9 protein-coding genes are annotated in these 14,017 nt (G+C 65.4%); 8 read left to right on the plus strand and 1 reads right to left on the minus strand.

Annotation, left to right across the window (positions count from 1 at the left end; translation table 11 throughout):
- Positions 1 to 48 precede the first annotated feature (48 nt).
- From KQ910_RS15775 to speB, 8 genes are all read left to right on the plus strand, one after another.
- On the plus strand, positions 49 to 519 hold the full coding sequence (locus tag KQ910_RS15775) for a MarR family winged helix-turn-helix transcriptional regulator (protein ID WP_216962150.1): 471 nt from the start codon (positions 49 to 51) through the stop codon (positions 517 to 519).
- Between the two features lie 94 nt (positions 520 to 613).
- Complete coding sequence (locus KQ910_RS15780; protein WP_216962151.1) at positions 614 to 1,660, plus strand: putative 2-aminoethylphosphonate ABC transporter substrate-binding protein; 1,047 nt, start codon at positions 614 to 616, stop codon at positions 1,658 to 1,660.
- An 83-nt stretch (positions 1,661 to 1,743) separates the two neighbouring features.
- Complete coding sequence (locus KQ910_RS15785) at positions 1,744 to 2,811, plus strand: putative 2-aminoethylphosphonate ABC transporter ATP-binding protein (protein ID WP_229600421.1); 1,068 nt, start codon at positions 1,744 to 1,746, stop codon at positions 2,809 to 2,811.
- A 47-nt stretch (positions 2,812 to 2,858) separates the two neighbouring features.
- The gene (locus KQ910_RS15790; RefSeq protein WP_216963916.1) at positions 2,859 to 4,496 is read left to right on the plus strand and encodes a putative 2-aminoethylphosphonate ABC transporter permease subunit; all 1,638 of its coding nucleotides are present in this window, start codon (positions 2,859 to 2,861) and stop codon (positions 4,494 to 4,496) included.
- A gap of 20 nt (positions 4,497 to 4,516) precedes the next feature.
- Positions 4,517 to 5,689, plus strand: a complete 1,173-nt coding sequence (gene prpF, locus KQ910_RS15795; protein WP_216962155.1) for a 2-methylaconitate cis-trans isomerase PrpF — start codon at positions 4,517 to 4,519, stop codon at positions 5,687 to 5,689.
- On the plus strand, positions 5,686 to 6,828 hold the full coding sequence (locus KQ910_RS15800; protein WP_216962158.1) for an NAD(P)/FAD-dependent oxidoreductase: 1,143 nt from the start codon (positions 5,686 to 5,688) through the stop codon (positions 6,826 to 6,828). The genes prpF and KQ910_RS15800 overlap by 4 nt, the downstream gene beginning before the upstream one ends.
- Positions 6,829 to 6,857: 29 nt before the next feature.
- Positions 6,858 to 8,195 (plus strand): aspartate aminotransferase family protein, encoded by a 1,338-nt coding sequence (locus KQ910_RS15805; protein ID WP_216962161.1) that lies wholly within the window; start codon positions 6,858 to 6,860, stop codon positions 8,193 to 8,195.
- Between the two features lie 17 nt (positions 8,196 to 8,212).
- Positions 8,213 to 9,193 (plus strand): agmatinase, encoded by a 981-nt coding sequence (speB, locus tag KQ910_RS15810; protein ID WP_216962164.1) that lies wholly within the window; start codon positions 8,213 to 8,215, stop codon positions 9,191 to 9,193.
- Here the strand turns inward: speB and KQ910_RS15815 are convergent.
- The gene (locus tag KQ910_RS15815; protein WP_216962166.1) at positions 9,190 to 13,854 is read right to left on the minus strand and encodes a beta strand repeat-containing protein; all 4,665 of its coding nucleotides are present in this window, start codon (positions 13,852 to 13,854) and stop codon (positions 9,190 to 9,192) included. The genes speB and KQ910_RS15815 overlap by 4 nt on opposite strands.
- Between the last annotated feature and the right edge of the window lie 163 nt (positions 13,855 to 14,017).

Consider the following 14,017-nt stretch of genomic DNA (forward strand, 5'->3'; position numbering starts at 1 on the left):
CAACCTCCGATAATGTTCGAATTCTGATAATAATATAAGAGTGCTGATATGATTCGCAAGGGCACCATCCCTGCACCGGGTGAGGGGAAGCGCGGGCCGGAGGGCCATCTGGGCTATCTGGTGCGGCAGGCCTACGCGGCGGTAAGGGCTGCGATGGACAAGGCGCTGGCCGACCTCGACGTGACGCCGCCCCAGTTCGCGGTCCTGACCATGGTCGTGAACTATCCGGGTGTCTCTGGCGCGGAGCTTGCTAGGCTTACGTTCCTCACGCCGCAGACGATCAACGTGATCGTCCGCAACCTGGTCAGGGCCGGGCATGTGGAGAAGTCGGCCGATGCCACGCACGGCCGTATCCTGCGGCTTCACGCGACGGTCCGGGGCGAGGCGCTGCTCAAGCGCTGCCGTGCCCGGGTCATGGAGATCGAGGGGCGGCTGGCGGACTTGCTGGGGCGGGAGGAGGAGCGGGTGGTGCGGGGATGGCTCGCCGCGGTTGGCGAGAAATTGACCGAAGAACGCTGAGTGCACCGCGCGCCGACTGTTGTAACATGAGGGTCACGAATGGCCTGTAGCTGCAGGCGTTCGACAGGGGCAGATAAACAGGGGGACCAACCAAATGATTGATCGGACCATCTTCAGGCGCGCCACGCTGGCCGGCGCCGCCGCGCTCGCGATGTTCGGCCTGGTATCGCCGGCCTTCGCGCAGAAGACCAGGCTCACCGTCTACACCGCGCTGGAGAACGACCAGCTCGACCCGTTCAAGAAGGCCTTCGAGGCCGACAATCCCACCATCGAGATTGCCTGGGTGCGTGACTCGACGGGCGTCGTCGCCGCCAAGCTGATGGCCGAGAAGGACAATCCCCGCGCCGACATCATCTGGGGCCTCGCCGCGTCCAACGTCGGCCTCATGGCGTCGATGGGCATGCTCGAGCCGTACACGCCGGCTGGCGCCACGGCGCTCAACCCGATGTTCCTGAGCGGCAAGTCGCCCCAGACGTGGGTGGGCATGGACGCCTATCTCTCGCTGGTCTGCTTCAACACCGCCGAGGGCAAGAAGGGCAACAAGCCGGTCCCGACGAGCTGGGCCGACCTGATCAAGCCGGAATACAAGGACTCCATCGTGATGCCGAACCCGGCCTCGTCGGGCACCGGCTATCTCACCATCGCGGCCTGGCTGCAGATCATGGGCGAGGAAGCGGGCTGGAAGTACATGGACGCGCTCCACCAGAACATCGCGCAGTACATCCACTCCGGTTCGGCGCCCTGCGTGCAGGCCGCCAAGGGCGAGCGCCTGATCGGCATCGGCCTCGACACCCGTGGCGCCTCGGAGAAGACCAAAGGCGCGCCGCTCGAACTGGTAATCCCGAAGGAAGGCCTGGGCTGGGAACTCGAGGTCACGGCGATCGTCAAGGGCACCAAGAACCTCGACGCCGCCAAGAAGCTCGCCGACTGGGCCGCCACCAAGAAGGCCAACGAGCTCTACGCCAAGACCTATCCGATCGTCGCCTATCCGGGCGTCGCCAACACGCCGCCGAACTATCCGCCCAACCTCGAGAAGGTGATGGTGAAGAACGACGTCGAGTGGATGGCCAAGAACCGCGACCGCATCCTCGCGGAGTGGACCAAGCGCTACGACGGCAAGTCGGCGCCGAAGGCCAAGTAAGGCCACGCAGTATCGATGCCTTGTTGTCATCCTGAGGCGAAGCCGAAGGATCCTTCGCTTCGCTCAGGATGACAGTGATTGCCATGACCAATTATCTCGAAGTTCGAAACCTCTCCAAGCGGTTCGGTGACTTCTCGGCCCTCGGCAACGTCTCGCTCGACGTCGTCGAGGGTGAGTTCGTGTGCTTCCTCGGCCCCTCGGGCTGCGGAAAGACAACGCTCCTGCGGGCGATCGCCGGCCTCGATCCGCAGACGTCCGGCACGATCCACCAGAAGGGCCGGGACGTGTCGGCGCTGCCGCCGGCACAACGGGACTTCGGCATCGTCTTCCAGTCCTACGCGCTGTTTCCCAACCTGAGCGTCACCGACAATGTCGGATACGGTCTGGTGAGCCGGCGTCAGGCCCGCGGCGCGATCGGCAAGCGCGTGGCCGAACTGCTGGCACTGGTCGGATTACCCGATGCCGGTCCCAAATATCCCGCCCAGCTTTCCGGCGGCCAGCAGCAGCGCGTGGCGCTGGCGCGGGCGCTGGCCACCTCGCCCGGCCTGCTTCTGCTCGACGAGCCGCTGTCGGCGCTGGATGCGCGCGTCCGCTTGCGCCTGCGCCACGAGATCAAGGCGCTGCAGCGGACGCTCGGGGTCACGACCATCATGGTGACCCACGACCAGGAAGAGGCGCTGACCATGGCCGACCGCATCGTGGTCATGAACCACGGCGCCATCGAGCAGGTCGGCACGCCGCAGGAAATCTACCGCCGTCCCGCGACGGCTTTCGTCGCCGACTTCGTGGGCTCGATGAACTTCCTCGCCGGCACGCTGGTCGCTGCCGACAAGGTCCGGGTGGCCGGAGTCGATTTCGCCTGCCCGGTGCAGGACGGGCTGACGCCCGGCCAGAAGGTCAGCCTCTGCATCCGGCCGGAAGACGTGCGCGTGCGCGACCTGCCGGCCGACATCGCCAACCGCGTGCCGGTCGAGGTGGCGGAGCTGGATTTCGTCGGTGCCTTCTGCCGGGCGACCCTGAAGACGCGGGCGGCGGCCGATGTGGCGGTGATGGCCGACTTCTCCAGTAACCTGATCCGCGACCTCGGCGTGGACATCGGCACGAAGCTCGACATCGCCCTGCCGCCAGACCGGCTCAGGGTCTTCGCTTGAGCCTGGTCGTTCCCCGACTGAAGGTCGGCCTGTCGCGCGACGACCTGATGATGCGTGCCGGCGTCGTGCTGCTGGCCGGGGTGCTGCTGGTCATGCTGGGCCTGCCGCTCTGGGCGCTGCTCGCCAAGGGCTTCGAGGACCGCGACGGCAAGTTCGTCGGCCTGGCCAACTACGTTTCCTATTTCTCGACGCCGGCGCTCTTCCAGTCCGCGCTCAACAGCCTGCAGGTCGCGTCGATCACCACCCTGATCGTCGTGCCACTGGCCTTCCTGTACGCCTATGCGCTGACGCGAACGGTGCTGCCGATGCGCTGGCTGTTCCAGGGCATCTCGCTCATTCCGATCTTCGCGCCGTCGCTGCTGCCGGGGCTGGCGCTGATCTACCTGTTCGGTACCCAAGGGTTCTTCAAGGCGCTGCTGGGTGGCGGCTCGATCTACGGCATCGACGGCATCGTGATCGCGCAGGTCTTCTACTGCTTTCCGCATGCGACTCTGATCCTGACGACGGCGCTGGCGACTGCCGATGCTCGCCTCTACGAGGCGGCGGACGTGCTGGGTGCGTCCAAGCGGCGTGTCTTCTTCACCGTGACCCTGCCCGGCGCCAAGTACGGCCTGATCAGCGCCGCCTTGGTCGTCTTCACCCTGGTCATCACGGATTTCGGCATCGCCAAGGTGATCGGCGGCAACTTCAACGTGCTCGCCACCGACGTCTACAAGAAGGTGATCGGGCAGCAGGACTTCTCGATGGGCGCGGTGGTCGGCATGGTGCTGCTGGCGCCGGCGGCGCTCGCCTTCCTGGTCGACCGGCTGGTGCAGCGCAAGCAGGTGGCGCTGCTCACCGCGCGTGCCGTCCCGCTGGTGCCGCGTCCGAAGTTCGCGCGAGACCTCTTCTTCACGCTGTTCTGTCTGCTGGTCTCGGCGGCCATCCTCGCCATCCTCGGGATGGCGATTTGGGGCTCGCTGATCAAGTACTGGCCGTACAATCTCAGCCTCACACTCGACAATTACGACTTCGCCAAATTCGACGCCAACGGTTGGGATTCCTACTGGAACTCCATTCGCATGGCGCTGGGCGCGGCGGTGTTCGGCACGGTGCTGATGTTTACCGGCGCCTGGCTGAACGAGAAGACGCGCGGTTTCGGGGCGATGCGCGGCATCGTGCAGTTCCTTGCCTTCCTGCCGATGGCGGTGCCCGGCCTCGTGCTGGGCCTGGGCTACATCTTCTTCTTCAACGCGCCCAACAACCCGCTCAACTTCCTGTACGCCACCATGGGCATCCTGGTGCTGAACACCGTGGCGCACTTCTACACGGTGGGCCATCTCACCGCGGCGACGGCGCTGAAGCAGATCGACCCGGAGTTCGAGGCCGTGTCGGCCTCGCTCAAGGTGCCGATCTGGAAGACCTTCATGCGGGTGACGGCGCCGATCTGCCTCCCGGCCATCCTCGACATCGCCATCTACCTGTTCGTCAACGCCATGACGACGGTGTCGTCCGTGATCTTCCTCTATGCACCCGACACCAAGCTTGCCTCGGTGGCCGCCGTGAACATCGAGGAAGCCGGCACCACCGCCGCGGCCGCCGCGCTCTGCGTCGTGATCGTGCTCACCTCGGCCGCGGTGAAGGCGGCCCACCTCATCGCCGACCGCTTCCTGTTCGCCCGCCTCCAGGTCTGGCGGCGACGCTGATTTCGCGCGAACATCGCGCGATGAAGCAGCTTCGTATCCCTGCCGTCTATATGCGTGGCGGCACCAGCAAGGGCGTTTTCTTTCAGGCGCGGGATCTGCCGGCCGATCCGGCGGTGCGCGACCGGCTGCTGCTGCGCGTGATCGGCAGCCCGGACCGCTACGGCAAGCACACCGACGGGATGGGCGGGGCGACGTCGAGCACCAGCAAGGTCGTGATCCTGTCGAAATCCGGGCGCGAGGGCTGCGACGTCGACTACCGCTTCGGCCAGGTCGCGATCGACGCGCCGGTGATCGACTGGTCGGGCAACTGCGGCAACCTGAGCGCCGCCGTCGGCGCCTGCGCGCTGGGCATGGGCCTCGTAGAAGGGCCGGCCGACGGCATCGCGACGGTGCGGATCTGGCAGGCCAACATCGGGAAGGTGATCGTGAACCACGTCCCCATGCAGGGCGGCGAGGTTCTGGAACTGGGCGACTTCGATCTCGACGGCGTTGCTTTTCCGGCGGCCGAGGTGAAGGTCGAGTTCCTCGATCCCGCCGCCGATGAAGAAGGCGGCGACGGCGCGGCCGGTGGCGCCATGTTCCCGACCGGCAACCGCATCGACGTGCTGGACGTGGCGGGTGTCGGCAAGCTCGAGGCGACGCTGATCAACGCCGGCAATCCGACGATCTTCGTCGATGCCGCGAGCCTCGGCCTCAAGGGCACGGAGCTTCAGGGCGATATCAACGGCGACAAGGAATTGCTGAAGCGAGTGGAAGCCGTACGCGCGCTTGGCGCCGTCGCGATGGGCCTGGTCGCCACCCCGCAGGAAGCAACGGAGAAGCGGCCGCACACGCCGAAGCTCGCCTTCGTCGCCAAGCCGGCCGCCTACACGGCGTCGGATGGCAAGCGGATCGAGGCCAACGCCGTCGACCTGCTGGCCCGAATCTTCTCGATGGGGGTGCTGCACCACGCCATGACCGGCACAGGTGCGGTCGCCATCGCCGCTGCCGCCGCCATCCCTGGGACGATCGTGAGCCGCGTCGCGCCCGCAGGCGCCGACGGCCGCGTCCGCTTCGGCCACCCTTCCGGCACCCTCAACGTCGGTGCCGAAGCCCATGAGGAAGCTGGTCAATGGACCGTAGCCAAGGTGATGATGAGCCGCTCCGCCCGCCGCCTGATGGAGGGCTGGGTGCGGGTGCCTGAAGAACGATGAAGTCGGATGTCGTGGTGATCGGGGGCGGGGCGATGGGGTCGTCCGTTGCCTACCACCTGAAGTCCGATCCGGCCTTCACCGGGACGGTTGCCGTGGTCGAGCGCGATCCGGCCTACACGCGGGCTTCGTCCGCGCTGTCGGCGAGTTCCATCCGGCAGCAGTTCTCGACGCCGCTCAACATTCATTTGTCGCGGTTCGGCATCAGCTTCCTGCGACGTGCGCACGAACTGCTGGGTGCGGATCTGGGGTTGAAGGAGCCGGGCTATCTCTTCCTCGCCAGCCTGGCGGGCGAGGCGGTGCTGCGGGCCAATCATGTGGTGCAGAGGGGTGAGGGCTGTTCCGTCGAACTGCTCGATCCGGTTGGCTTGAAGGATCGCTTTCCCTGGATATCGGCGGACGGGCTGGCACTCGCCTCGCATGGCACGGCGAACGAAGGCTGGTTCGATGGGCCGTCGTTGATGCAGGGCTTTCGGCGTAAGGCCCGCGATCTCGGTGCGACCTACATCGCCGACGAGGTCGTGTCGTTCGATGCGAGTGGTGTCGACCTTAAGCAGGGTGGCCGGCTTGAGGCGCACACCGTCGTGCTGGCGGCGGGACCGTGGTCGGGCGAGGTGGCGGGACGGTCCGGCATTGCGCTGCCTGTAGAGCCGCGGCGGCGCTCGGTATTCGTGTTCGACGTGCGCGAGGCGCCGGGGCTCACGCCGCTCACCATTGATCCGTCGGGCACGTGGTTCCGTCCCGAGGGGCGGTTCTACATCGCCGGCACGACGCCCGCCGAGGGCAACGATCCGGCCGGCGCGCCGCTCGAGGTACAGCACCAGGAGTGGGACGAGATGGTCTGGCCCACGTTGGCCGCGCGCGTGCCGGCCTTCGAGGCGGCGAAGGTCGTGAATTCGTGGGCGGGGTACTACGAGTACAATACGTTCGACCAGAACGGCATCGTCGGGCGCCATCCCCTGATCGAGAACCTGATCTTCGCCACGGGCTTCTCCGGCCATGGCATCCAGCAGTCGCCGGCTGTGGGCCGGGCGGTCGCCGAATTGATCGTCCATGGGGATTATCGAACGCTCGATCTCAATACTTTTGGTTATGACCGCATTGAATCGGGCCGGCCTATCCGGGAGCTGAACGTCGTGTGATAATCGCGGCCTCATGCGAGGAGATTGACGTGCCCGATCAAGCGCTGGTGAATTCCGATTTGCAGTCCGCCCTGGCCGAAGCCAAGCAGGCCTATGTCGATCGCAATCCCAAGAGCTTCAGCCGCCACCAGGATGCCTGCGTGGCGATGCCCGGCGGCAACACCCGCACGACGCTGCACAATTCGCCGTTTCCGCTGACCGTCGTGCGCGGCGAGGGCTGCCGCCTCTGGGACGCCGATGGCCACGAGTATATCGACGTGCTGGGCGAATATACCGCCGGCATCTATGGCCATTCCCATCCGGTGATCCGTGCCGCGATCGACAAGGCCCTGGACCATGGCTGGAACTTTGGCGGCCGCAACGAGAACGAAGGCAAGCTCGCCAAGCTGATCGCCGACCGCATGCCGTCGATCGACCTGGTGCGCTTCACCAATTCCGGCACCGAGGGCAACGTGATGGCGCTGGCCGGCGCCCGCGTCTTCGCCCAGCGCAAGGGCCGCACCAGGGCCACCAAGGTCATGGTGTTCCACGGCGGGTATCACGGCGGCGTGCTCTACTTCGTGAGCGGCGGCAGCCCGGTGAACATGCCCTACGAATATGTGGTGGCGCCCTACAACGACATCGAAGGCACGAAGGCACTGCTGGCCAAGCATGGCGAGGAGTTGTTCGCCGTGCTGCTGGAGCCGATGCAGGGCAGTCACGGCTGCCTGCCGGGCGACGTCGATTTCCTGAAGGCGGTGCGCGAGGAGACGCGCGCGCGTGGCATCACCATGATCTTCGACGAGGTCATGACCTCGCGCCTCTCGCCGGGTGGCCTGCAGGCCAGGCACGGCGTGATCCCCGACATGACCACGCTCGGCAAGTATATCGGCGGCGGCATGTCGTTCGGCGCCTTTGGCGGCAAGCGCGAGATCATGGAACTGTTCGACCCGACCAAGCCGGACGCGCTGCCCCATGCCGGCACCTTCAACAACAACGCGCTCACCATGGCAGCGGGCGTCGCGGGCTACGGCGAGGTCTATACGGCCGAGGCCGCCAAGACGCTTAACGACCGTGGCGACAGTATCCGCGAACGGTTGAACGCGATCTGCCGCAAGGCCGGCGTGGCCTTCCAGTTCTCCGGCATCGGCTCGATGATGACGGCCCACGCCACCGCGCGGCCGATCAAAACCGCGGCCGACATCGCCTCGTCGAACCAGGATGTGAAAGAGCTGTTCTTCTTCGACATGAGCGCGGCCGGCATCTGGATCGCCCGCCGCGGCTTCGTGGCCCTGAACGTCATGATCGGCGACGCCGAGGGCGACCGCTTCGTGGCGGCCGTCGAGGAATTCGTCTCGGCGCGAAAGGCCCTTTTGCAGGCGGCCTAAGGGCTTACAGTGGGGGAATGACCAAGAGCCAGGAATTCCCCCAGCCGGTCCCCGGCACCGTGGTGCCCCGTTTCGGCGACGTCGCCACCTTCATGCGCCTGCCGCTGTTCCGCGACCCGGCGGAGGTCGAGATCGGCATGGTCGGCGTGCCATGGGACGGCGGCACGACCAACCGTCCCGGCGCGCGGCACGGTCCACGCCAGATGCGCGATCTCTCCACGATGATGCGGCGTATCCACCATGTGACGGGCGTGGCACCCTATGAGTTGGCCAGGTGCGGCGATCTCGGCGACGCGCCGGTCAATCCCGCCAGCCTCGACGATTCGCTCGACCGGATCGAGAAGCATTACGCCAAACTCCATGCTGCGGGCGTCGTGCCGCTGTCGGCGGGCGGCGACCACCTGATCACGCTGCCGATCATGCGCGGCATCCGAAAGGGCCTGCCGCCACTCGGCATGGTGCATTTCGACGCCCACAGCGACACCTGGGACACCTATTTCGGCGGCTTCAAGTACACGCACGGCACGCCCTTCCGCCGCGCCGTGGAGGAGGGACTGCTCGACCCCAAACGCGTGGTGCAGATCGGCATCCGCGGCTCTCTCTACAAGGCCGACGACAACCAGTGGGCCCTCGACCAGGGCATGCGCGTGATCACCATCGAGGAGTATTTCGAGCTGGGCGTCGAGAAGGTGATCGCGGAGGCGCGCCGGGTCGTCGGCACCGGCCCGACCTATGTGAGCTTCGACGTCGACGGGCTCGACCCCGCCTATGCGCCCGGCACCGGCACGCCCGAGATCGGCGGCTACACCCCGCACGAGGCGCAGCGCATGCTGCGCGGCCTGCGCGGCCTCGACCTGGTCGGCGGCGATGTCGTCGAGGTCTCGCCACCGTTCGACATGAGCGGCAACACCGCGCTCGTCGGTGTCACCATGATGTGGGAGATCCTCTGCCTGCTCGCCGAATCGGTGGCGAAGCGGAAGGGGCGTCTGCAGGCCTAGACGAACAGGAAGTCCGTCGATCCCGGCAGGGTGGTCACGCCCTGCAGGGTCAGGGTGTCGCCGTTGGTGCCCGTGATCACCATGTTCCCGGCGACCACCGCGCTGTTGTTCTGGACGTAGGTGTAGTCGGCGAATTCCGAACCTGGCAGAGAGACCTTGTCGTCTGCCGCAATGAAGTCGGTGATGATCGCCTGCCCGAAGTAGGGCGTGAAGGCAAACGTATCGGAGCCGCCGCCACCGGTCATCGTATCGTCGAAGATGCTGTTGATGGTCTGGCTGATGCCCTGTCCGTTCAGGACATGGCCGCCATCGTTCATGTTGTAGGTGGCCAGGGTCAGCGTGTTGGCGGCGTCGTAGCTGTACTCGTAAGACGAGTAGCCCTGATTGGCGATGTCGGTGAAGTAGAAGTTCTTGCCCGTGAGCACGCCATTGCCGTTGGCGTACTCGAATTCGTACGACGTGCTCGTTTGATTGGTGACGCCCGTGTACAACTGGCTCACGAGCTGGCCCGCCGCATTGAATTCGTGGACCTCGCCGGTCCAGTCCTGCCCCGCGATATTGGTCACATAGCCTTTCGAGCCGGTCAGGCTGCCACCCGAATAATCGTATTCCAGGGAGGAGTAGGGTTGGTTGCCGGTGACGGTATAGCCGCTATAGACGACCTTCGTCGTATTGCCCGATGCGTCGAGGTCGACCTCGCGGGTCGTGTAGGACTGCCCTTCGATGTTCGTGAAGTAGTACTTCTGCGCGACCACCGCGCCGCCGCCATAGGCGCCGTTGGCGTAGGCATAGTCGTACTCGTAGGACGAATAGGCCTGGCTGGTGATCCCGCTGGCGACGATCTTGGAAAGGTTGTGGTCGCCGTCGAGATGGATCTCGCCGCCGGTGTAGGATTGGCCTGTCACCGGTGCGAGGACGTACTTGCTGCCGCTCAGCGTGCCGCCGAGATAGTGATATTCGTAGGACGAGAAGAAAGTGCTTTCCGGGCCGGACAGTCCGGAGAACACCTGCTTCAGGAGGCGGGGCGTGGTCGACGTGTCCCACATGTCCACCAGGTCCGTGTAGTTCGTGCCCGGCTGGGCTGTCGTGTACTCATAGTGGGTGCCGGTGGCGACGGTCGTCTGCACGCCGTTGATCATCTCGTAGAAAGTGCTGCTGGCCGCCTTGCCCTGGTCGGCTGTCGGATTGAATCCGACCAGTGTCGCCTCGATCAGGTTGCCGTTGACGTCGAAGACGTCTTCTTCGCCGGTACTGCCGCCCGGGCCGGGGTTGAAATAGGTGTAAGCCGACGACGCGGGCGTCGTGACGCCGTTGGCGTATTCGTATGTGACCGTCGTGAAGGTGCTGCGGGCAGCCCCACCGGACTGGTAGATGGAGGGCAGCGCACTGGTGGCGACGGTGATCGCGTTGGTGTTGACCGGGCTCGAATAGTAGTCGAGCACCGTGCGCCCCATCGAATCGGTGTCGTGCTCGTAACTCGGCGCATCCGTGATGTTGCCGCCCGTATAGTGGACGGCGAACTCCCGCGTCAGGACGAGCACGCCGGAGCCATTGGCGCCGCTCGACAGCACGCCGTGGCGATAGTCCTGCTCGAAGGACGAGAAGGTGCCCGACGTTCCCGTGACGACGATCGTCCGTTGGCCCACCATCTCGCCGATCGCGGTGCTGTAGGCCGTGAAATCGGCATCCGTGAAGGTGAGGGTGGGGATGCCGGCATCGCTGAAGCCGATGGTCTCGACATGGGTGTTGCTGTTCAGCGCGGCGATGTTGGCGACGATGGTCGCGGAACTGTCGGTGATGGCCAACCCGTAGGGCGTCGTGTTCGCATTCGTCGTCTGCAGGAGCACGTTTGCATAGCCGGTGATGCCGGCGAAGTTCATGGCGATCAGGCCATTGTCCGAAACCGTCACCGGGAACGGGCTGCCGACCTGGGTCTCGAGGGCCTGAAGGGCCACCAGGGCATTCGAAATGTTTGCAGCAGTGTCGGCATAGCTGCTGGTCGACGAGACGAGAATGTAGAGCGGCGCGCTCTGGGTGCCGGTCGCGCTGCCGAAGGGGGTGGTCCCGTTCGGCATCATCTCCATCATGGTCGCGCTGTAGATGCCTTCCGCCAGCGTAATACTTGCGGGCCCCGCGCCGCCCCAGGTCTGCCACTGGCCGTCGAGATCGGCGGTCCCGCTCACTGTCGTGCCCAGTGCCGTGTTGGTGGCGGCGTCTACTATGGTGATCCGGGCGACGTCGCCGGCGTTGATCTTGTTGGTGAAGTTGGAGATGAGGCCGCTCGTCGGCAGGCCGGTGCTGATCGATCCGGTCGGCGTTCCCGAATGGGTTCCATTGTTCGTCCCGGTCCAGCCGAAGGCCAGGGTGGCGGAGGCGGAGGCGATCAGGATCGCCGGCGTGACGGTTGTGGTTTGGGATATGGGGTCGTAGATGCCGGTGCCGTTCTGACCGTCGATGGCGGTGAACACGAGGCCCGCCAGCGTGCCCGCCACCGGGGCGGCCGGCATCGGCGAGAACTGGCTGTTGTAGACGAAATCGAGGAGACCGCTCGGCATCGTGCTGGCAGGATTCAGCGCAAGCTGGATCTGGCTGGAGGTCAGCGTGCCGGGCGGGAAGGTCGCGCCGCCGCCGGCGGCCACGCTGAGGTCCGAGGTCGAGATGACGCCCGGGCTCGTCGAGGCGGCCGTGGCGTAGAAATCATAGACCTTCTGGTCGCCCGAATCGTCGCCGACGACGAGCTGGTACCAGTAGACTCCGCCGACGGCCGGGCTGGCCGGCGACGGCAGGTCGTTGATGGCGAACGTCCCGACGGCAGGGGGATTGGGATCCGCGGCGTCGGCGCCGGCCGACCAGGATCCCGCCGACCCCGTTACGCTGAAGTTCTGCCAAAGGTTGCCGCCGGTCTCGACCGTCACATAGTCGAACGTCGCGTGCCCGCTGCCGCTCTTGCCGGTGTAGATGCCCAGCTTGATGGTGGCGTCTTCGCGGATGAGAAGACCTGCCGCCTGGCCATTGACCAGCACGGAAAGCCCCGACGTCTGCGTCGGGATCAGGTAGTCGGCGCCGAGCGGCTTCAGGTAGTTGGCGCCGACCGGTTCGGTGTAGTTGCCGGTTTCGGTCGAGGCATAGACATAGAGATCGATGTTGGTGACGTTGTTCGACGGGCTGGTGCCGCTGCCCGAACCGGGTTGGGACAGCGCGATCAGCGGACCGGGCGTGAGGCCGCTCGACAGATTGTCGGAAAAGGCCGAGCCGTAGACGTTCGTATTTTCGAAGAAGATCTTCGAATAGGGATCGTAGTGTTGATAGGCCGGCACCGGCGACGCGGTGGTGTCGCGGTTGCCGTCGAACGCATAGGCCGAGGCCCAATTGCGGGAATCGTCGAGGTTCACAGAGCCCGCGCCCAGATTGTCGGGGCCGGCGGTGCCCTGGCTGAACGGGTTCGCCTGATTGGCGATCGAGCCCCAGTAGCCTGCAGTGAAACCCGTGAACAGGTTGGTGAAGATCGTGCCGTACTGGTTGTTGGCCGAGGGGTTGAAGGAATTGTCGGTCGCCTCCGTCCCCGACGGCTGTCCGCTGCCAGGGATGACGTAGGGGACGGAGTTGGCGGGGGTGGTCGAGTCCCAGCTGCTCCACATCGTCGCCGTGCCCTGACCCGCGGCGTACAGGTTTTCCTGCAGCGTGGCCGCGCTGATCAGCATGTAGCCCTGGGTCTGGCTCGACGAGCTCGGGCTGAACAGGAAGTAGGTGCCGGCGGCCCCCCAGCCGTTGGTCCCCGTGTTCGCCGCCAGGGTCAGCGAGGAGACGGTGTACTCGTAATACTGGGAATTGTGCCAGATGCCATTGGCGTCGGGTTCTCCATTGCTGACGCCCGACAGCGTGACGTCGGTAAGGGAGGCAAAGGCCGTGAGATATCCGGTTCCGGTTCCGTCGGGAAGCGTATCCCAGACAGTGGTCGGCCAGAGCGGCGTGGCCGTCTTGTTGAAGAAGCCGTTGGACGGCGACACGAAGAGCGCGGAGTCGCCGTTGAGCGGACTTCCGGCGGCCGTGTAGGTGTGGTTCGCCGAGCCGTTGAGCGGCGTCAGCAAACTCAGCAGGTCCTGGCCGCTCAGGTTCGAGCCACGCTCATCGGAGGTGCCGTTCGAATACGAGACCTTCACGCCCAGGTTGGGCCCCCAGCCGTCGATCGCGGTGAGGTCGCCCTGGTCGGAGCCCTGGCCCAACAGCGAGTACTCGAAGGCCGCATAGCCGAAGTTCCACGCCTGCGAGTTCGGCTGGATGTTTCCGACATTGTTTCCGATGCTCGTCGGCAGGTCCGTGTGACCGGCCAACGGCTCGCTCTGCAGCAGGAGATAGGCAACGCCGCCGTTCACGTACTGATAGGCGCTGTCCGTCAGCGACACCGTCACATTGTAGTTGCCGTCGGTGCCCAATGTGACGTTCGGGGTGAGAGATCCCTGAATGATCAGCGGCGTCGTGTTGTTGGTCGCACCCGGATCGGCATAGGGGCCGGAGGTGAAGACGTCGGATATCGGGGTATCCGCCGGCGGCTTGTCCAACCACAGATAGGCCCACACCGGCGCGGTGCCCAAGCCGTGCGCATGGCCCGTGGCTTCCAGAACGAAGGCGGGAGTCATGTGGAACGTCAGGGTCGTCGACATAGAGGCCTCCATGGTCTCGGGAGGCTCGCTGCCGGAGTTCCCATGGTGTGAAAGTCTCGTCGATCGTGACTCCAGTCAACGACCGTATCGGCCCTCGCACTGATCTTTTCTAATCGATGATCATCGGTACTCCGGGCGGTAGCGCAATTCCCGGCTGCCGGAT

The sequence above is a fragment of the Reyranella humidisoli genome (assembly GCF_019039055.1).
GTDB lineage: Bacteria > Pseudomonadota > Alphaproteobacteria > Reyranellales > Reyranellaceae > Reyranella > Reyranella humidisoli.

What these genes read in the sequence shown, in the direction of transcription:
- KQ910_RS15785 (WP_229600421.1), top strand. Translation starts at nt 1,744, where the DNA reads ATGACCAATTATCTCGAAGTTCGAAACCTCTCCAAGCGGTTCGGTGAC.
- KQ910_RS15815 (WP_216962166.1), bottom strand. Translation starts at nt 13,854, where the DNA reads ATGTCGACGACCCTGACGTTCCACATGACTCCCGCCTTCGTTCTGGAA.
- prpF (WP_216962155.1), top strand. Translation starts at nt 4,517, where the DNA reads ATGAAGCAGCTTCGTATCCCTGCCGTCTATATGCGTGGCGGCACCAGC.
- speB (WP_216962164.1), top strand. Translation starts at nt 8,213, where the DNA reads ATGACCAAGAGCCAGGAATTCCCCCAGCCGGTCCCCGGCACCGTGGTG.
- KQ910_RS15775 (WP_216962150.1), top strand. Translation starts at nt 49, where the DNA reads ATGATTCGCAAGGGCACCATCCCTGCACCGGGTGAGGGGAAGCGCGGG.
- KQ910_RS15800 (WP_216962158.1), top strand. Translation starts at nt 5,686, where the DNA reads ATGAAGTCGGATGTCGTGGTGATCGGGGGCGGGGCGATGGGGTCGTCC.
- KQ910_RS15790 (WP_216963916.1), top strand. Translation starts at nt 2,859, where the DNA reads ATGATGCGTGCCGGCGTCGTGCTGCTGGCCGGGGTGCTGCTGGTCATG.
- KQ910_RS15780 (WP_216962151.1), top strand. Translation starts at nt 614, where the DNA reads ATGATTGATCGGACCATCTTCAGGCGCGCCACGCTGGCCGGCGCCGCC.